Source organism: Synechococcus sp. MIT S9503, assembly GCF_047304175.1.
In the GTDB taxonomy this organism is placed as follows: domain Bacteria; phylum Cyanobacteriota; class Cyanobacteriia; order PCC-6307; family Cyanobiaceae; genus Synechococcus_C.
In genome coordinates this window covers 488,219-507,154 of sequence record NZ_CP138955.1, presented here as the reverse complement: position 1 = coordinate 507,154, position 18,936 = coordinate 488,219, and the positions used below count along the sequence as shown (strand labels likewise).

General features: G+C 59.8%; 19 protein-coding genes. 7 read left to right on the top strand and 12 right to left on the bottom strand.

All coding sequences use genetic code 11. The features are described 5' to 3' along the window. Positions 1-154: 154 nt before the first annotated feature. The 3 genes from SIB56_RS02750 to SIB56_RS02740 all read right to left on the bottom strand — a co-directional run bounded on the left by SIB56_RS02750 (position 155) and on the right by SIB56_RS02740 (position 3,385). Positions 155-343 carry a hypothetical protein gene (locus SIB56_RS02750; RefSeq protein WP_413327053.1) on the bottom strand — a complete coding sequence of 63 codons (189 nt, stop codon included), beginning with the start codon at positions 341-343 and terminating at the stop codon, positions 155-157. Between the two features lie 161 nt (positions 344-504). Continuing rightward, a complete protein-coding gene (locus SIB56_RS02745; protein ID WP_413325167.1) occupies positions 505-1,158 on the bottom strand; it encodes a hypothetical protein in 654 nt (217 codons plus the stop codon). Positions 1,159-1,213: 55 nt separating this feature from the next. Further along, on the bottom strand, positions 1,214-3,385 hold the full coding sequence (locus tag SIB56_RS02740) for a glutamine synthetase III (protein WP_413325165.1): 2,172 nt from the start codon (positions 3,383-3,385) through the stop codon (positions 1,214-1,216). Positions 3,386-3,515: 130 nt separating this feature from the next. Between SIB56_RS02740 and SIB56_RS02735 the strand changes: the two genes are divergently transcribed. The 3 genes from SIB56_RS02735 to SIB56_RS02725 all read left to right on the top strand — a co-directional run bounded on the left by SIB56_RS02735 (position 3,516) and on the right by SIB56_RS02725 (position 4,943). Next, positions 3,516-4,139 (top strand): DUF938 domain-containing protein, encoded by a 624-nt coding sequence (locus SIB56_RS02735; RefSeq protein ID WP_413325163.1) that lies wholly within the window; start codon positions 3,516-3,518, stop codon positions 4,137-4,139. 154 nt (positions 4,140-4,293) lie between these two features. Continuing rightward, entirely contained in the window at positions 4,294-4,530 is a 237-nt protein-coding gene (locus tag SIB56_RS02730) for a hypothetical protein (RefSeq protein WP_413325161.1), read from the top strand. Beyond that, positions 4,527-4,943, top strand: coding sequence for a hypothetical protein (locus SIB56_RS02725; RefSeq protein ID WP_413325159.1), 417 nt, complete (start codon positions 4,527-4,529; stop codon positions 4,941-4,943). Before SIB56_RS02730 ends, SIB56_RS02725 begins: the two co-directional genes overlap by 4 nt. 23 nt (positions 4,944-4,966) lie before the next feature. Here SIB56_RS02725 and SIB56_RS02720 read toward each other — a convergent pair whose 3' ends face one another. From SIB56_RS02720 to SIB56_RS02700, 5 genes are read right to left on the bottom strand one after another with little or no spacing between them, the layout of a single operon-like run. After that, complete coding sequence (locus SIB56_RS02720) at positions 4,967-5,635, bottom strand: GDSL-type esterase/lipase family protein (protein WP_413325156.1); 669 nt, start codon at positions 5,633-5,635, stop codon at positions 4,967-4,969. Positions 5,636-5,661: 26 nt separating this feature from the next. Further along, the gene (locus SIB56_RS02715; protein ID WP_413327051.1) at positions 5,662-7,161 is read right to left on the bottom strand and encodes an ABC transporter permease subunit; all 1,500 of its coding nucleotides are present in this window, start codon (positions 7,159-7,161) and stop codon (positions 5,662-5,664) included. Between the two features lie 26 nt (positions 7,162-7,187). Continuing rightward, entirely contained in the window at positions 7,188-7,946 is a 759-nt protein-coding gene (locus tag SIB56_RS02710) for a phosphonate ABC transporter ATP-binding protein (protein WP_413325154.1), read from the bottom strand. Next, positions 7,943-8,842: a putative selenate ABC transporter substrate-binding protein gene (locus SIB56_RS02705; protein ID WP_413325152.1), complete on the bottom strand. Its 900-nt coding sequence runs from the start codon at positions 8,840-8,842 to the stop codon at positions 7,943-7,945. Before SIB56_RS02705 ends, SIB56_RS02710 begins: the two co-directional genes overlap by 4 nt. Before the next feature lie 41 nt (positions 8,843-8,883). After that, positions 8,884-10,062 (bottom strand): pyridoxal phosphate-dependent aminotransferase, encoded by a 1,179-nt coding sequence (locus SIB56_RS02700; RefSeq protein WP_413325150.1) that lies wholly within the window; start codon positions 10,060-10,062, stop codon positions 8,884-8,886. Positions 10,063-10,141: 79 nt separating this feature from the next. Here SIB56_RS02700 and SIB56_RS02695 point away from each other — a divergent pair, with 79 nt between their 5' ends. The 4 genes from SIB56_RS02695 to SIB56_RS02680 all read left to right on the top strand — a co-directional run bounded on the left by SIB56_RS02695 (position 10,142) and on the right by SIB56_RS02680 (position 13,945). After that, complete coding sequence (locus tag SIB56_RS02695) at positions 10,142-10,594, top strand: VOC family protein (protein ID WP_413325147.1); 453 nt, start codon at positions 10,142-10,144, stop codon at positions 10,592-10,594. Then, positions 10,594-11,199, top strand: a complete 606-nt coding sequence (locus SIB56_RS02690) for a uracil-DNA glycosylase (protein ID WP_413325145.1) — start codon at positions 10,594-10,596, stop codon at positions 11,197-11,199. Before SIB56_RS02695 ends, SIB56_RS02690 begins: the two co-directional genes overlap by 1 nt. A 120-nt stretch (positions 11,200-11,319) precedes the next feature. Continuing rightward, positions 11,320-12,555 (top strand): (E)-4-hydroxy-3-methylbut-2-enyl-diphosphate synthase, encoded by a 1,236-nt coding sequence (gene ispG, locus SIB56_RS02685; protein ID WP_413325143.1) that lies wholly within the window; start codon positions 11,320-11,322, stop codon positions 12,553-12,555. Positions 12,556-12,592: 37 nt separating this feature from the next. Then, the gene (locus SIB56_RS02680; RefSeq protein WP_413325141.1) at positions 12,593-13,945 is read left to right on the top strand and encodes a S41 family peptidase; all 1,353 of its coding nucleotides are present in this window, start codon (positions 12,593-12,595) and stop codon (positions 13,943-13,945) included. Here the strand turns inward: SIB56_RS02680 and SIB56_RS02675 are convergent. From SIB56_RS02675 to mfd, 4 genes are all read right to left on the bottom strand, one after another. Then, positions 13,936-14,451, bottom strand: a complete 516-nt coding sequence (locus tag SIB56_RS02675; RefSeq protein WP_413325139.1) for a hypothetical protein — start codon at positions 14,449-14,451, stop codon at positions 13,936-13,938. The two genes, SIB56_RS02680 and SIB56_RS02675, sit on opposite strands and share 10 nt — an antisense overlap. A 44-nt stretch (positions 14,452-14,495) precedes the next feature. Continuing rightward, a complete protein-coding gene (locus SIB56_RS02670; RefSeq protein WP_413325137.1) occupies positions 14,496-14,990 on the bottom strand; it encodes a hypothetical protein in 495 nt (164 codons plus the stop codon). A 120-nt stretch (positions 14,991-15,110) separates the two neighbouring features. Next, positions 15,111-15,278: a hypothetical protein gene (locus tag SIB56_RS02665; RefSeq protein WP_413325135.1), complete on the bottom strand. Its 168-nt coding sequence runs from the start codon at positions 15,276-15,278 to the stop codon at positions 15,111-15,113. Between the two features lie 94 nt (positions 15,279-15,372). Then, on the bottom strand, positions 15,373-18,915 hold the full coding sequence (gene mfd / locus SIB56_RS02660) for a transcription-repair coupling factor (RefSeq protein WP_413325133.1): 3,543 nt from the start codon (positions 18,913-18,915) through the stop codon (positions 15,373-15,375). Between the last annotated feature and the right edge of the window lie 21 nt (positions 18,916-18,936).

The following is an 18,936-nucleotide window of genomic DNA, read 5'->3' as shown; positions in this document are numbered from 1 at the left end:
GCTGCCAGCTCGACAGCAGGAAAATGCCAAGAAACAACCAGTTGAGCCAGGCAGGACGATCCTTGTTCTCAAACATGCGGGCTCAGACGGATGTGTCCATTTTCGCTCAGGGAAGCGTCAGCTCAACTGACGACAATGGAACACGATCCCTTGGTCAGTGGTCATCAACCTGAAGAGCTCGCTTGAGGTCATGCATACCCTCAAGCTGCTGATGAACAGCCCTGAGCTGTCGCTGAATGTGATCGCTCTGGGGCAGTGAGCTCAGCGAAGCGAGAGCGTGTTCAAGGTGATGCTTGGCATCGATCAGAAGCCGGCAGTCCAGGGTCCCAGGCTCATAGCTCATGCTCAACAGGAATCTCAGTCCATTCAGCGACAGACTGATTCCAATGGCTGTGTGAATCACGACAATCTGATCTGTTGATCCATACCAACGCTCAGCACCGAATGCGTCGGTCCAGGCCAGGGACAAAGACTCCAGAGTCAGATCTTGCCTGAGATGCGGAATCAGCCCTCGACCACCTCAACATTGACCACCTCAACAGGATCGAGCGACTGGTCCGTGAGATAACGCAGGGTGCGGTTGCGGATCACTTCTGCTTCAACGGCATTCCAGGCACCACCGATCACGCAACCCACAAGGGGGACCGTCTTGGTGATCAGGGCTCTCTGCGTCACCCTGCGGCCGAACACACGGGTCAGCACAGCATTCATCACCCGAAGGCCTCGCTGGTTGATGAATCGAACCACGAATTCACGCGTGGCGGTCTGCGCGGCCTTGAGACCGAACTCTGCACCCAGCTGACTGATCACGCTTCCCCCAAGCACGGGCAAGAGCAATTCATGGCGAGCTGTGTCGGTGTCCAAAAAGCCAGGGATCAGCAGCTCGGCTGCACAGGCTGCAGCAAACAACTGAGCGCGCGTGGTGACGGAAAGATCAGCGAGTGCACCGGCCACACTGAGCAGAGGATTGGCTGCCAGCCCCATGGCGGCACCAGCGGTGATCACCTGCAGACGCACATCACTGAAAGCCTGCTCAGCAAGCTCATAGGTCGTCGCTTCCGGAAAGCGTCGCCGCAGCAGTTCCACCTCCTGACGGACCTTGCAGTCGTCAAAACTGATCACCCAGTCGAAATAGTCGGCAACCGAGCTCAGCGGCAACGCAACCTCCCGAAGAGTGAACTCAACCTATCGGGGATTGAAAGCAGCTTCATGCTCAGCGCACGAAGAGCATTTCCCGGTAGGAGGGCAAGGGCCACTGATCATCGTCGACCAGACACTCAAGATGATCAACGGCATCACGCAACTGAAGCAACCGCGGCAAAAGCACTCCTGCGCAGTGGTTCATCGAGGCGGCAGTGTCACCGTTGTGCACCTGGTGGAGTTCACCTTCCAGTGCTTCGGCATGGTTATCCATACGCAGATGAAGATCTGCCAGCTGATGCACAACGCGGTCTTCCACCTGCACACCGAGAGACTGCTGCTGCTGCAGGCTCATGGCCATATTGCAGAGGTGGTTCTGCACTGCGGGGCTGATCTGGGTGCGCACCATCGACAGAGCCACACGGGCCTCGACCTCGATGGCAAGTACGTATTGCTCGCCATACACCTCGTATCGGCTCTCCAACTCGACCGGACTGATCACGGCCTGGCGCTGAAACAGCTCACGCACCTCGGCGCGTTGAAGAACAGGCAGAGCCTCAGCGGTGTTGCGCAGGTTCTCCAGGCAGCGCTCTTCGGTCGCTTCGCGGTGCCAGGCCTCGGAGTAACCATCTCCGCCGAACACGGCAGCGCCATGCAGGTCCATCACCAGCTTGAGCACAGACGCCGCGGCCTGCTCAAGTGTCTGACCTCCACCCATCTCAGACTCGAGACGATCACTGATCCACTCCAGGGAGTCAGCCAGCACGGTGTTCATCGCCACCAGCGGACCTGCCACCGACTGGCCGGAGCCGACGGCCCGGAACTCAAAACGGTTACCGGTGAAGGCAAACGGCGAGGTGCGATTGCGATCGCCCGCATCCTTGGGGAATTCAGGAAGTGAATCAACACCGATGCGCATCAGCCCACCGCTGGTGCTGTCTGTTGATTCGCCTCGCTGAATCTGCTGGAACACCTGCTCAAGCTGTTGACCCAGATACACGGAAATGATCGCCGGTGGTGCCTCGTTCGCGCCGAGGCGATGGTCATTGCCGGCGGTGGCGACCACCGCTCGCAGCAATGGGCCATTGCAGTGAACGCCACGGATCACAGCGGCACAGAACAGCAGAAACTGAAGGTTGTCGTGGGGCGTCTTGCCGGGATCGAGCAGATTTCCCTGGGTGCTGTTTCCCACCGACCAGTTCACGTGCTTGCCGGAGCCGTTGATGCCGGCGAAAGGCTTCTCATGGAGAAGGCAGTTGAATCCATGCCGCTTGGCGGTGCTGCGCAGCACCGTCATGATCAGCTGCTGATGATCGGTGGCGACATTGGCGGCCTCGTGAACCGGCGCGATCTCGAACTGGCCTGGAGCCACCTCGTTGTGGCGGGTCTTGGCAGGGATGCCAAGGCGGTACAGCTGCTTCTCTACGTCCTGCATGAACACCTGAACCCGCTCAGGGATGGCGCCGAAGTAATGGTCATCGAACTGCTGACCTTTGGGAGATGGCGCTCCGAAAAGAGTGCGCCCGGCCAGCAGCAGATCAGGCCTGAGCGCTGCGAACTGAGTGTCGACAAGGAAATACTCTTGCTCCGCACCGCAGGTGCTGTTCACCGGTGCGACGTTTTCATTGCCGAGCAGTCGCAGCAGACGCTGGGCCTGTCGGTTCATGGCCGCATTGGAGCGCAGCAAAGGTGTCTTTTTATCCAGAGCTTCCCCGGTCCAACTCACAAACACCGTGGGAATACAGAGCGTCACCCCATTGGCTGTACGCATCAGATAAGCGGGGCTGGTGATGTCCCAAGCCGTGTAACCACGCGCCTCAAATGTTGAACGAATGCCTCCATTGGGGAAGGAGCTGCCGTCGGGCTCGCCCTGCACCAGCAGTTTCCCTGAAAATTCATGAATGGCCTGACCATCACCCCGTGGTCTGATGAAACCGTCGTGCTTCTCTGCAGTGGAATTGGTAAGTGGATAGAAAACGTGGGCGTAGTAATGAGCTCCCTCGGCCACAGCCCAGTCCTTCATTGCCTGAGCAACAACATCGGCAACCGACAGCTGGAGCTTGCCTCCGTCTCTGATCACGCGACGCACAGCCTTGAAAACATCCTTGGGCAGAAAGTTCTTCATGCGCGTCAGCGTGAAGACATCACTTGCCCAGATGTCAGCCAGAGGCTCAACAGGCTCACAATCAAGCGGACGACGTTGCTGAATGGCCTGCAGAGCAGCCAGTCTCGCGGGGTGGGGCATGGGAGAGGCCCCGTGGTGTGGCGGGACGGTGATCGAGATCCGAAACCTATTCGCGATCCTGCTCAAAGGCAGCCTGAAACTGTGATTGAAAACAGCCCATCACCGGACCGGATCGGCGGTCTCTGATTCAATGAGCACCGTCTACGGCGATCAACGCCTGATCTTTCCCGCCACCCAGCGCAACCGCATCCCGATTGGAGATGAACTGGCTGAACAGCTCCCATCCACTGGATTGATTCTTGAAATTGCCAGCGGTTCAGGCGAGCACGGCGTCACCTTCCAGAAACGCTTTCCCAAACTCACTTGGCAATGCAGTGATCCTGATCCCGACCATTGCCGCAGCATCGGTTCCTGGATTCGTCATGAGCAGCTGATGCCGAAGATGCCTGCAGCCCTGCAACTCGATGTCAGAGATTCGGATTGGCTGGAGCAGTTGAAAATGCCCGCTCAGGCTGTTGTGGCGATCAATCTGCTGCACATTTCTGCCTGGGAATGCACAGTCGCGCTGCTGAGGCAATCAGCTCAGCTGCTGCAGGCCGGTGGAAAGCTGTGCGTTTATGGCCCCTTCTGCGTGGATGGCCAGCATGTGAGCGAAAGCAATCGGAGCTTCGACACCTCTTTGCAAGAGAGGAATCCGGCCTGGGGCGTGCGGGATCAGTCAACGGTGCTGCAAGAAGCCGCTGACGCCGGCTTCACGCTTGGGAACATCAGGTTGATGCCCGCAAACAACCGCATGATCACCTGGATTCGCTGAGAGCCAGAAACCCTGCGCAGGCACTGCGAAGCCTTTGCGAGCCGAACAACCTCCAAACCTGATAGCGAGTAACTCTCCAGATACTCAGCAGCAACTCAACAGTTGCCTTGAAGATACTCCAAGCTAAGGTACTGAAGAGGCAAAAACCGAGCGGATGGCACTCCCCCGGGAAAACCAGGTGAAGCTGACGGTTTCCGTGCCGCCGAGCCTGCACGTGCTGCTGCGCAGCTGGGCCCAGTGCGAGGGGCGCGAACTCACAAGCGTTGTGCTGCAGTGCGTTGAGCTGTCTGTGCGGCAACTGAAAAGCAATGGTTCAATCCCTGCCGGCGCTGTCCGCAACTACGAGGTCGCTTGCGAAGAACGTCTGGCCGCAGGCAGCACAGCGTCATGAACATCGTTCAGATCGAGGATGCTCTGCTGGCCCCCTGCATGGATGCCGTGATCGCCGTCACGGAGCGCTACCAGTTCCTTGAAGTCCATCGCGGCGCACGTGTTTTCACCGCCTACAGAGAGATTGATCATGTGATGTATCTCGGCTTCCGTGACGATCTGAGCGAACAGTCGCTCAGGCAGCTCAGGCAGCGTGGTTTTCAGTTGCTGGAGGCAAGGGAAGGCACGCGACGCGAACACCGGTTGCTGTTGCTGACGCTCAAGGAGATCGGCCATTCACCAAGCTATGGAGAGGGTTACTACAAGGCTTCGAAATCTCTCGCACGCCATCTGCGCAATCTGGGCTGGCCACTTGGCACACTTTCCCAGTTGCTCGACAGCACACGCATCAACACGGAAGATCCAACCGGCTGAACCCCGAAATAGCCGTCGTGTGCTCACCAGGGTGTGACCTGACTGATGGCCTCCAGCCCGGCCCAACGCTGCAGTGCGTTCCATGAGCGCAGGCGCTGCTCGATCCAGGCATGACCAAGGGAATTGAGGTGAATGCCGTCGGGTTCAATCCACTGCAGCCAGTCGGGCTCCGCCAGCATTGCTTTATGCAGAGGCAGGTAGGGCACATCCACCTCCAGACAGGCTTCCTCAATCTGCGCTTCATGCACGCCGACATCGCGGTTGCAGTACCAGAGGCAATCGGCGAACGGCATGGCATGTTCATCCACCGGCGTCAGCCCGAGCACGAAAACAGATGTCTGGGGATGCATCGCCAACAGAAGCTGTTCAAAACCGAAACGGAATGCCTGCGCATCCAGCGGTTGTCTGCCGTCAGACCGTCCCACCCGGGCGGTGTCATTGAGGCCCACCGACAGAAGCAGGGCCTCCGGTGTCTTCCGGCGCAATTCCCCGCGGCACATCCATTCCCTTTCCCAGCGAGCTGAAACCGCTTCAAGTCCATCACCGCGAACACCCAGGCCGTAGATCAGCGGTGCATCAGGCAGACCCATCCAATGACGGCGCAGGCGCTCACACCACCCGCCTGCTTCACGATCACCCCAGCCAACCACTCCGCTGTCTCCGATCACAATCAGTTGACGGGGAGTCCGCATGAAGTCAAATCTGTTCGGTTCAAGGCTCAGCTTTGCAGCCAGTGCTGACGAAACTGATCACTCAGCCATTCACCAAGAAGCGTCAGAGCGGAATAGGCGCTGATCAGCAACAACACTGCCGCCCAGTGGAAGGAGCTCAGCGACTCCAGCAACTGCCAGCCCAGACCGCTGCCACCGATCAGACCAACCACCACCGTTTCGCGCAGGATCACATCACTGCGGTAGGCGCCATAGGCGAGATGGGAGGGACTCCTGGGGCTGAGCAAGCCGTACAACCAGCTCACCTGAGGGGATGCACCGCTGCTGAGCAGCGCAACATGGGCGGAATCGTTTTGCTCCCCCAGCCCCTCCTGCAGCAGACGCCCCATCACTCCGCTGTTGTGAAGTCCGAGCGCAAGAGCACCAATGGCCAGTGTGGGCTGGTTGCTTAGCAGGAGCAGAAGCACGGCGAGAGGGGGAGGAATCACCCGCAAAAGCACCCAGAAACCACTCACGCAGCGATGCAAGACCCTCGAGGGAGTGATCAGCAGCAGCAATGGCGGCAGACCGATGGCGATGCCTGCCGCGAGCAGGGTCAGCATCAGCGTCTCCCACAGCATCGGCAGCCAGGGAAGTTCCTGCGCAGCCAGCAGAAGGCTGTGGAGGTCAGGCCATGCCACGGGCAGCCAGTTCAGTGAACCTGCCTCGGGGAAGAGCTGAGCGAGCCAGACAGCACCAAGACCAGCTGAGAACAGCACTGCCAGCACGAACCCCAGCACCTGGCGCTGTCGGAACTGAACCTGACCCGACCGGTGTCTCCAGATGCGCAGTCCCTGCTCAAGAACAATGGTGACCAGCATCAGCAGCCACAACCCCGTCCACAATTCGTGGAACTGAAGGGACTTGAGACTGAGCTCCAGGTCCATTCCCAGACCTCCCAGACCGAAGAGCCCTAGCAACGTGGCACTGCGCAAAGCGCACTCCAGCCGATATCCCCCATAACTCACCAGCACCGAGCCCATGGAGGGTGACAACGCTGTCAAGCAGGCAGCCATGGGAGTGGCTCCTGTCTGGAGCATCGCCTCCAGGCAGGAGGTATCCAGGCTCTGCAGCTGATCGCGCCACACCCTGGCAACAAGGGATGCATAGGGAATGGAGATTGCCGCAACCGCGACCCAGGGATGCAGTCCCAGAACCTGCAACAGCAGCAATCCCCAGATCAGCTCATGCACGGATCGGGGCAGAGCCAGCAGTCGGTGCAGAGCGTGTGCTGGCCACTGGGGAAGACACCAGGTGCTCCAGAGACGTTCAGAGCTGAGGCAGCCCAGCAACACGCCGAGCACCAGACTGCATCCCCAGCCCATGAGTGCGGTGGCCACCGTCACCTGCAGGCCGATGAACAACGCCTTCAACAGCGCAGGATCCATCGATGGGCTGACGGCCCCGAGCAGAAACGAACCCAGGATCTCAGTCCCACCGGCATGGGCTCCATTCAGCACAACCAGCAGCACCGGCAGCAGTGCGAGCGCTGGCAACAAGGCCAGCATCGGTGCCGTGGGCCTGATCTGAATGATCACGGCGCATACAGATCGCGAAGATCTGCGGTGGAGACGGCCCCAGCGGGCCTATCCAACACCAGTCGACCTGCACGCAGGCCAAGCACGCGATCAAAGCGGTCGATCAACTCCGGACGGTGCAGTGACACCAGCACAGCCTGAGCTCCACTGCGAAGCGTTCCATCCGAATCAGAGATCAGGAGTCTGTCCAGAACCTCAGCGGCGATGGCTGGATCAAGGCTGGCGAGAGGTTCATCCGCCAGCATCAGTTCAGGCTGTTGTCGGAACAGGCGCGCGATGGCGACTCGCTGCCGCTGACCTCCGGACAGTTGCCCGACGGGACGATCCAACCCAGCATCAGCCAACAGTGATTCCTCCAGACCGGCCTGGCGAAGACAGGAGCGACAGGCTTCCGTGCTGATTCGGAACAACAGATTGGCCAGCGCCCAGGGCAGGCGTCGGCGTCCAAGAGCACCGGCATTCACGTTCTGCGCAATGCTGAGCTCCTCGACCAGACGCAGGTCCTGCCAGAGGGTGCCAATAAGGGCACGCTGCCGACGGGTGAGCTGCTCGAGCGGCTCACCCTGGAAGAGGACCCGCCCCTCAGCGGGCAGAAGACTTCCGTTGGCAATAGCGATCAAGGAACTCTTGCCAGCTCCGCTGCGGCCGAGCAGAGCGATTCGCTCCCCCTTCCAAAGCCTGAGCGTGATCGACTTCAGTCGGTCCCCATTGGGACCGATCAGACGAACCTGATCAAGCTCCAACAGTGCTTTCACCGGATCTTGCCCAGTTCACGTCCCACTTTTTCGATCGGCTTGTACTGACTCGCCTCAGCAGGTATGAACCGCTTCGCAGCAAAGAGCTCAAGAATGGTGATCTGACGGGGCGTGGTGGGCTTGATACTGAGAATCGCCCTCTGAAGACGTGTCGTGAATCCCTTGCCGAAACGCTGATCCAGCTTCGGACGAACCACCCAGTGGTAATCGACATATTCAGGAGTTCGCCAGATCACTCTCACCTTTTCGGTGTTCACACGACCGTCCTTCACTGCCGATGTCCAGACCTGCTCATTGAGAGCGCCCGCTTCATAGGCACCGCTCTGCACCACGGCGATGGTGGCGTCATGGCTGCCGCTGAACCCTGCTCTTCCGCCGCTGAACTGGCTGGGAGTCACACCGGCCTTTGCCAGGAAATGCTGCGGCATCAATCGTCCCGAGGTGGAACTCTCGGAACCGAAGGAGAAGCGCCTGCCGCGAAGGCTGGTCAGTCCGTTGATCGAGCTGATCGGTTGCAGACCCGAGTCGATATTGGCGATGAAGACACTGCGGAAACGGGCATCGATATCGCGCTGGGCGAGAACCTGAGCCCCCGGGGTCTGCAGGCGCGCCTGCACACCGGTCAGGCCGCCGAACCACACCAGATCAAGTCCGCCCGTGCGAAAGGCGCTCACAGCCGCTGGGTAATTGCTGACCGGTACATAGCGCACCTTGACCTTGAGACGATCACTGAGTTCACCGGCCAGCTGACCGTAGAGACGGTTGAGTCGTTCAGGATTCTGATCAGGAATGGCCCCAACCTTGAGTGTGGGCCGCGCAACAACGGGCAGGATCAAGCCCCCCTGGCAGAGCAAAACGGCCAGCAGGGCAATGGCCCCGCGTTTTCGAGAAGGCATGTTGCTCAAGAGGTGTTTAATGATGAGACCGTTTCCTGACCTCAGCCGGCCGGAAGCAAGAGCGCGAGTCGTGACAGTCCATCAGTGATCGTCTCACGCGAGACAGCACAGGACAGCCGTACACAGCGATCATCGCCGAAGGCTCCTCCGGGGACGATCGCCAGGCCCTCCTGCTCCAGAGCTCTCTGGCAGAAGTTCACCGAATCACCACAGGCCTCCGGCAACTGCGGGAAGGCATAGAAAGCCCCCTTCGGAGGAACGAGGGTGATCCCCGGCAAGGCCTGGAGTCCCTCAACCAGCAGAGTCCGGCGCTGGTCATAGCTCACCGCCATCTCTCTCACGCAGTCCCTGGAAGCTTCGATTGCAGCAACCGCTCCTCGCTGCGCAAAGCTGCAGACATTGCTGGTGCTCTGGCTCTGAAGCGCGGCTGCAGCCTTGATCACGGAGGCGGGGCCACTCAGATACCCAAGCCTCCAGCCGGTCATGGCCCAGCCCTTCGCAAAGCCATTCACCATGAAGCATCGATCCCTCAGATCAGGTGCAACGGCCGCGAAGCTGTGGTGCGTCACGCCCTCTTCAAGCAGGTATTCATAAATCTCATCCGTCATCACCAGAAGTCGGGGATGGCGCCGCACCAACTCAGCCAGCTGCTGCAACTCCTCACGGCTCAGCACACGACCTGTGGGATTGCCGGGAGAGTTGATCACCAGCAGGCGAGTGGCAGGAGTGATTGCAGCTTCGAGGGCCTGCAGGTCAAGACGAAAACCATCGGCTGCCGAGGATGGGACAGCAACGGGCCGGGCGCCAGCGAGCCTTGCCATTTCGGGGTAGCTGAGCCAGTAGGGCGAGGGAATCAGAACCTCATCTCCAGGGTTCAGCAACACCTGAAAGAGGTTGTAGATGGCCTGCTTTCCTCCATTGGTGACAAGCACTTGCTCCGCCGAGGTGGGAAGGCCGTTTTCAGCGGTGAGCTTTCGGGCGATGGCCAGCTTCAGTTCAGGGTCTCCTGAAGCGGGTCCATAGCGGGTGACCCCGTCACGGAGAGCCTGGATCGCTGCCTCGACGATGAAGGACGGTGTGCCGAAATCAGGTTCCCCTGCACTGAGACTGCAGATGTTGCGGCCTTCCTGCTTCAGTGTCTTGGCTCTTGCACTGATGGCCAGGGTGAGCGAAGGCTGGAGGGCTTCAGCCCGGCTTGAAAGGGATGGCGGAGGTGACATCGGAGCTGCACCCCTCCAGTGGATGCGTAGGTAGAGGCATGATCATCCTGCCTGATGTGGTGTCAGTCACAACAGGGAAATGGATCACACTGACGGGCTCGAAAACGGAGATCATGACCCGATGAAAGCGGCTGACATCTCTCTGAGCTGGGTGCTGGCCTCGCGCAGGCCGCAGCAGTTGGCGCGGTTCTATGCAGATCTGCTCGGCACCAGTCCCAGGCCAGGTGTTGCAGATCATCACTGGATTGTTCCCCTGCCTGCTCAGGGGATGCTGCAGATCTACACACCCTCCCGCAGCCGCCCATGGCCGGACGCCGGTTCGGCTCTGGCGCCCTGTCTGCAAAGGACGATTCAGACTGACCCCCTCGAGGAACTGCAGGCCTGGCAGCAGCATGTGATCGAACTCGGCGGTCGCAGCACTGAAGAGCCGAGGCTGGAATCCTTCGGCGCGGAATGCTGGCTGGAGGACCCTGAAGGACAGAGGTTTCTGCTTCTGGTACTGCGATCGGGATTAGATCGAACACGGAATTGATGACCCAGCGAATCAAGCGGCTTCAGAGCAACGATCTGATCACCCTGGAACAGATCTGTGCCAGTCAGCGAAAAGCTGAAACGCTCGACAATCATCAGCAGATCGTGGTTGGACGAGGCAATCCGCATGCCCGCCTGATGCTGATCGGAGAGGCACCCGGGGCTGAGGAGGCTGCACGCGGTCTTCCGTTCGTGGGTCGTTCAGGCCAGCTGCTGAGTGAACTGATGATCGAAGCGGGGCTGGATGAACAGCACGACCTGTACATCTGCAATGTGATCAAGTGCAGACCACCCAGAAACCGCAAACCCACACCCAGGGAAATTGCGATCGCCAGACCATGGCTGCAGCAACAGATTGATTTGATTGATCCGGCCCTAGTGCTGCTTGCAGGAGCGACGGCGCTGGAGACGCTGCTTGGAATCCGCAGCGGCATCAGCCGGCTGAGAGGGCAGTGGCAGAACCATGAGGGCCGGGATTTCATGCCCGTTTTTCACCCCTCCTATCTGCTGCGCTTCCGCTCCCGTGAAGTCGGAACACCGCAGCATCTGACCATGCAGGATCTGCTTGAGGCCCGACGAAGACTGGATTCACTGCCTGCGATCTGAGCCATCCGGACGGAGCGCAATCACCGCTGCCTTGGAGCGCCAAAGATGGCACGACTGGGACAAACACAAGTCATTGCGTTGACGTCTATGCCAAGGTTTGGCTCAGAACCCGTCTGATTCATGACCGGCACCTTGACCAGTGCTCCTGAAAGCGGCAGTGAAGTTGCCATCAATCCCCGTTATGACACGGTGATTCGCCGCCGTCGCACGCGAACGGTCATGGTCGGCGAAGTGCCCATCGGCAGTGAACACCCGGTGGCGGTTCAGTCGATGATCAATGAGGACACCCTCGACATCGAAGGTTCCGTTGCTGGCATCCGCAGACTGGTGGATGTGGGCTGCGAGATTGTGCGGGTAACAACCCCGACACTGGCTCACGCCAAGGCCATGGGCCAGATCCGCGCCGCTCTGCGGGCCCAGGGATGCAATGTTCCCCTGGTGGCGGATGTTCACCACAACGGTATTCGGATTGCACTGGAGGTGGTCAAGCACGTCGACAAGGTACGGATCAATCCCGGACTGTTCGTCTTCGACAAACCTGACCCCGACCGACAGGACTTCAGCCAGGAGGAATTCGATGCCATCGGCGAGCGCATCAAGGACAAATTCTCACCACTCGTTGAAGCCCTCAAGAGGGAGAACAAGGCGCTGCGCATCGGAGTGAATCACGGCTCTCTGGCGGAGCGCATGCTGTTCACCTACGGCGATACCCCCGAGGGGATGGTGGCGTCGGCCATGGAATTCGTTCGTATCTGCGACGACCTGGATTTCCACAACATCGTGATCTCGATGAAGGCCTCCAGAGCACCTGTGATGCTCGCCGCCTATCGGATGATGGCCGACACACTTGACAATGCAGGTTTCAACTTCCCGCTTCACCTCGGAGTGACTGAGGCTGGTGATGGGGATTACGGCCGCATCAAAAGCACCGCAGGTATCGCCACGCTGCTTTCGGAGGGGCTTGGTGACACGCTCCGCGTGTCGCTGACCGAATCTCCTGAGAAGGAAATTCCAGTCTGTTACTCAATTCTTCAGGCCATTGGCTTACGCAAGACCATGGTCGAATACGTGGCCTGCCCGAGCTGCGGTCGCACTTTGTTTAATCTCGAGGAGGTTTTGAATCAGGTTCGAGACGCAACCTCCCACCTCTCCGGACTGGACATCGCTGTGATGGGATGCATCGTCAACGGGCCCGGTGAGATGGCTGACGCTGACTACGGTTACGTCGGGAAAGGACCTGGCACAATCGCGCTCTATCGAGGCCGAGAGGAGATCCGCAAGGTGCCGGAGGCTGAGGGTGTTCAAGCCCTGATTCAGTTGATCAAGGACGACGGCCGCTGGGTGGATCCCGCTTGAAGTCGTTAATCTGAGGTTTCGGGCCGAAAGGACAGCAATGATCATCAAAAGTCCTCTCTCGCCTGATTCGCAGAGCAGAAATCTGCTGCTGATCCTCGGAGCCGGTGGACTCACCGCAGCAATTGCAGTTGCAGCTCCTGGGCTAGGGCTTCCCAGCACCAATTCCTCTTCAATCACCAACAGTCCGAAGGAGGTGATCGACCAGGTCTGGCAGATCGTCTACAGAGACTTTCTCGATTCTTCAGGCAAGTATTCCCCAGAAACCTGGACACGTCTGAGGCGAGATCTGCTGGCCAAGAGCTATGCAGGCACCGACGAGTCTTACGAAGCCATCCGTGGCATGCTCGCCAGCCTCGATGATCCCTACACACGCTTCCTGGACCCGAAGGAGTTCAAGGAGATGCAGATCGACACCTCCGGGGAGCTCACCGGGGTTGGGATTCAGATCACCCTGGACAAGGACACCAAGGAGATTCTCGTGGTGTCTCCGATCGAGGGAACGCCGGCTTCCAGAGCAGGTGTGCAACCCAAGGATGTGATCGTTTCGATCGATGGCAAATCGACCAGGGGGATGACCACGGAGGATGCGGTCAAGCTGATCCGCGGGAAGGAAGGAAGCCAGGTCACACTTGGTCTGCGCCGCAAGGGTGAAGTGGTGACGGTGCCGCTCAAGCGGGCACGCATCGAGATCCATGCCGTTGAAAGTCGGCTCAACACCTCGGGAGATGGCAAAAAGGTCGGCTACATCCGGCTCAAGCAGTTCAATGCCAATGCCGCCCGCGAAATGCGGGCGGCGATCCGTGAGCTTGAAACGCAGGGTGCTGAGGGCTATGTGCTCGATCTGCGCAGCAACCCTGGAGGTCTTCTGGAAGCCAGCATCGACATTGCACGGCAGTGGCTTGATGAGGGCACCATTGTCAGCACCAAGACCCGCGACGGCATTCAGGACGTGCGTCGCGCAACCGGCAGTGCGCTGACCAACAGTCCTGTTGTGGTGCTGGTGAACGAGGGTTCAGCCAGCGCCAGCGAAATTCTCTCCGGTGCACTTCAGGACAACAAGCGAGCCGTGCTTGTGGGTCAGAAGACCTTCGGCAAAGGATTGGTCCAGTCGGTGCGAGGTCTCTCTGATGGATCCGGACTGACGGTCACGATCGCCAAATACCTCACACCCAAAGGAACCGATATCCACAAAAACGGCATCCGCCCGGATGTGGACGTCAAGCTGAGCGACGAAGAGATCCAATCGCTGACTGTTGAGCAGCTCGGCACCGGCAAGGACAGCCAGTACCGGGCTGCCGAAACCACCTTGATCAAGGCGTTGCGCTCACCCGGACGCGGTCAGGCCTATCGACCTGGAACGGCGAATCTGATTTCCGCTCTTCAGCGGTAAGGGTAAAGACCGAACCCCTCGCGCTCACTGCGGCTGCCGGCGCGAAGCGGATTTCGAGTGACCGGCACGGTTGCCATCGGCGGAATGGCGACAGGGCTCTCCTGAATCCGTCGCACCATGCGTCTGCAGCCTCCAGCTGCGTTGATGGCCCGGTCCACATTTGCCAGCTGAATGCGTTGTCCCCACCGCGGTTGCCATCCCCATATCCGCCCCTGGCGGTCGAGCAGTTCAACCGCCTGTGCACGGCTCAACTGGCGTTCCCGCAACAGACAGGTCGCTGTGGCCAGTGACGCGAGCTGCAGAGACGAGCTGCGTCCCTGCCGGGCCACTGGAGCCGTCGGGTACCGGGGCATCGGCCTCGAGACAGGCATCACCGGGAGTCCCATACCCGAAGGGAAACCTCCCATCGGAACGCCTCCCATCGGCATTGGGCTGATCGGCAGGGAGCCGTTGCCGCCGACCTGACCCAGCGCCGCCAGGGCCAGTTGCATCAGCAGTGAATTCATGAATGAAACCTCTTTGTGTTTGAACGATTGTTTGAGGTATTGACTCAGGCACTCAGCTGGGCCCCGCAGTAGCGCTCAAACAGCTGCAGAACGTCGCTGGGAGGGAGTTTTGCCGTGTATCTCGCCTCCAGTTCGGCCAACTGCTGCTGGCGGGGGTAGACACGGATGGATCGCACTTCCGCAGGATGACTGCGAGCAAGTGCTGAATACATGGCGCGATGATGCTTGCGGTTCGAAATGGGCCCGCCGGCGCAGCGCTGCATGCGATGGGTCGCCTCGTGAGCAAGGGTGTCCCAGACCTGAGCTGGAGACCTGTGCGAACGACAGATCACCAGGGTGTCGCTTCTCGGGTGGTAGAGGCCCTGCAGCCCTCGTCGGGAGCAATCCCTCTGAACCACGGTGACACCTGCCTGCGTGAGTCTGTTGCGCAGAACGTCAATGGCCTCCCATGACGCCGCACGCACAGTGGTGGCTGTGAGCGGTGCCAGACAGACGAGGGGTAGCAGGTGCCACCAGCGTCGGGTGAAAGGCCGTTTCAAATGCCATGAACAGCGAAAGACCGTTCCAACCTCTTACGCGAACACCAAAAAACCATCACCCAAACAGGTGATGGTTATGAGTGAATGTGACTGGGCCGGATGTGAAGAGGAATTCTTCGTTCAGGCGACAGGCTGCATCAATCCACCGCCTGGGGTTGAGTCGTCGTCGTCGTTGTTCTGTGAATCGTCCTGCCAGAGGGCATAAACGCCGAGCGCAGCAGCTCCAACCAGGCTGGAGAACAGACCCATGGAACCTGTGACGCTGATCGGATCAATGAATTCGCCCACGTAGCCTTAAAAGCTGGCCGTATTGTAACGAAGAATTGCGCATTGTGTCGGAACTTTCTCATGTTCGCGCCGATCAGCGTGAGGCAGGAAACGACTAAACGCTGAGAACGGCCTCGTTACGGGCACTTTGCCGCTTTTCGCGCTCATCGGCCGTGAGTCCCTCCGCATCAGGGATCTGAGCGGCCATCTGCTCAAGCCAGCTCTTGATTTCCTCGAGCTGTTTTTCCATAGGCAATACGCCAAGACCTCTGGCCATCACCTTGGCGGTCGCACCCGAGCCGGCCTGATAAACAAGCCGTCCATGCAGATGCTGAGGCAGACCCTGGCGCAACAGCCGGAAGGCAGGCTCCTCCATGGGCGTTTCCAAAGCAATATTCGGCTTCTCGGGGCGAATTCGGGAAAAACCGCAGCGTTTCGCCAGAAGCTTCAGATCCATCAGTTGAAGCAACGACTGAACAGGACCTGGCAGAGCGCCGTAGCGATCGGCCCAGGTGGCTGCGAGTTCCACCAGCGATTCGCTGGTGACACACTCAGCAGCCGATCGATAGGCGGCCATCTTCTCATCGGCATCGGTGATCCAGTCGGCGGGGATGAATGCGGTGACCTGCAGATCCACCTGGGTGTCGTCGACGGAGGGAATGTCCTGGCCCTGGATCTCCGCCAGCGACTCCTGCAGCATCTCCATATAAAGGTCAAAACCGATGGCCTCCATCTGGCCGCTCTGCTCTACCCCCAGCAGATTGCCAACCCCGCGGATCTCCATATCGCGCATGGCCAGCTGGTAGCCACTACCGAGCTGGGCGAACTCCTGAATGGCTCTCAACCGCTGCCGGGCCGCCTCACTGAGAGACGCCTGACCGGGATAGAAGAGCCAGGCATGGGCCTGAATGCCACTGCGTCCCACACGACCGCGCAGCTGGTAAAGCTGCGCCAGACCGAATCGATGGGCATCCTCGATCAGAATCGTGTTGACCCTGGGAATATCCAGCCCGCTTTCCACGATCGTGGTGCAAAGCATCACATCGGCTTCTCCGCCGTTGAACGCCACCATGGCGCTCTCCAGTTCTCCCTCGGCCATCTGACCGTGCGCCACCAGCAGGCGGAGTCCGGGCAGCATCTGACGCAGCTGACTGGCCACATCTTCAATACCCTCGACCCTCGGGACCACATAGAAGACCTGCCCACCGCGATCGAGTTCCTGACGAATGGCACTGCGAACCGCCTCTTCATCAAGGGCGGCGAGGTGCGTTTTGATCGGTCGGCGCAAGGGCGGTGGCGTTGTAATCAGACTCATCTCGCGCACCCCTGACAGGCTCATATAGAGCGTGCGCGGGATGGGGGTCGCCGACAGGGTGAGAACGTCAACATCCTTGCGCAAAGCCTTGATCTTCTCCTTCTGATTGACACCGAAGCGCTGTTCCTCATCCACCACCAGCAGGCCGAGCTTGTCGAACACAGTGCTCTTGCTGAGCAACTGATGCGTGCCGACAACGGCATCAATGGTTCCTTTCTTGAGGCCTTCCAGGATCGATTTGCGCTCACTGTTGGTGCGGAAGCGGTTGAGCAGAGCCACCTTGATCGGATAGGGGGCGAAGCGCTCTGAAAGTGTGCGCCAGTGCTGCTGCGCGAGCACCGTTGTGGGAGCAAGCATCGCCACCTGTTTGCCGGCTGTGATCGCCTTGAAGATGGCCCGGATCGCCACCTCCGTCTTGCCGAAACCCACGTCGCCGCAAACGAGACGATCCATCGGTTGCGACTTTTCCATATCCCGCTTGACATCCGCCGTGGCCTTGAGCTGATCGGCGGTCGGTTCGTAGGGGAATGACTCCTCGAGCTCGTTCTGCCAGGGGCCATCCACAGGGAATGCGAATCCAGACGCCTGATGTCGTTCGGCGTAAAGCTTGACGAGATCGAGCGCCACCTTGCGCAGTGCCTTGCCGGCTCGCTCCTTGGCCTTGACCCAGGCAGAGCCACCCATCTTGCTCAGCTGCGGCGGTGCGTCACTGTTGGCGCGGTAACGGCCGAGACTTCCCAGCTGGTCTGCTGCAACACGCAGGATGCCGTCGGCGTACTGCACCACGAGGTAATCGCGGGCCTCACCGCTGATCGCCAGCTTTTCCAGCTTCTGGAAACGACCGATGCCGTGATTGCGATGCACAACGAAGTCGCCCGGTTGCATCTTGTTGGGATCGACCGTGCGACTGGCGGCCTTGCGGCGACGGCGCACGTAGCCACTGCTGGTGAGTGTCTGCTGCCCGAAAAACTCCCGGTCGGTGATCAGAACGACCCGCCAGGCAGGAAGCTGCAGACCCTCCAGGTCAGCTGTGCCACGCGTCTTCAGCGCGACCGGTGTGCCCTGTTCAATCAGACGCTCGATCGCCGGCGCATCCGCGGCATTGGGAACAAAACGACCGATGCAGTCATGCTCCTCCAGCAGTGCGACAGCCCGGCTGGGCTGCGCAGACAGCAGCCAGACCGCCTGTTTCTCCTTTCCGTAGTTCTTGATCAGTTCACCCAGTTTGCCGAACTGGTTGGGATAGGCCGGCACGGGACGACTGCTGAGATCAAAGGCATTGGGATGGTCATCGCTCTCCAGCAGCTCAGCCAGATCGAAACCGGGAAAGACTTCAGCCAGAGCCATCGCCTCCTCAATGTCGCGATGCAGGATCGGCAGCGGCAACGCCAGTTCGTCGTGGTGCCCCCTGGCATGGTCCAGCCACTGGTTGCCATGGGAGCGACCATGGCGTCGCTCATCGATGGCCACACAGCTGTCGGGCGGGAGGTAGTCGAGCAGTGAAGCGGGTTGCTGCCAGGCCAGACCCAGCAGCCTGCGCATGCCCTCGGGAGTTCCACCCTCCAGCAACTCGGAGAGACATTCATCGCTGAGCAGTTGATCCAGCCCCTCCGGCATCGCATCCCGCAGCTGCTCGGCGATCAGAGGGCTGAAACCCGTCGGCGTCAGCCTCAGGCTTTCGATCGGATCCAGCGAACGCTGGCTAGCAGGATCGAACTCACGCAGCTTGTCGAGCTCATCTCCAAAGAACTCAAGACGCACCGGCAACTCACTGCTGACGGGGAAAACATCAACGATGTCACCACGACGACTCCAGGTTCCCTCCTGGTCGATGGTCGAGACCCGTTCGTAACCCAGCTGGGTGAGATTGGTTGCCAGATCCTCAAGGTCGATGCTGTCGCCCTTGCGCAGAGAGCGGCATCGATCCGAGAGTGCCTGAGGCGGCGGCAGGTGAGGCTGAAGACAGCGCTCTGTGGCCACGATCGCCAGATCTCGGCATTGCTGATCCAACTGCAGCTCGCTGAGCACCTGCAGCTGCCCCCAGGTGATTTCACTGGTGGGGTCAAAGGGCTCATAGGGAGAACCCTCACTGGTGGGATAAAGCTGGGCACTGCGCCAGCCCATCAGCTCCAGCAGAGCTGTCCAGCGGCCGGCCTCCTCAAGCGTTGGAACGACCACGAGCAGAGGCCGTTCCTGCCGGCGGGCCAGAGCACTGGCGACGAGAGCCCTCGCAGCACGACCGGCCCCGCGCAGCAGCAGCCGGTCGGAGCGATCGATGCGTTCGCCGAGCTCGCCGGTCAGCGCTGAAACCTGCAGCAGACGTACCAGGGAGCTGAGGGGCATGGCAGGACCACTGACGGCAAC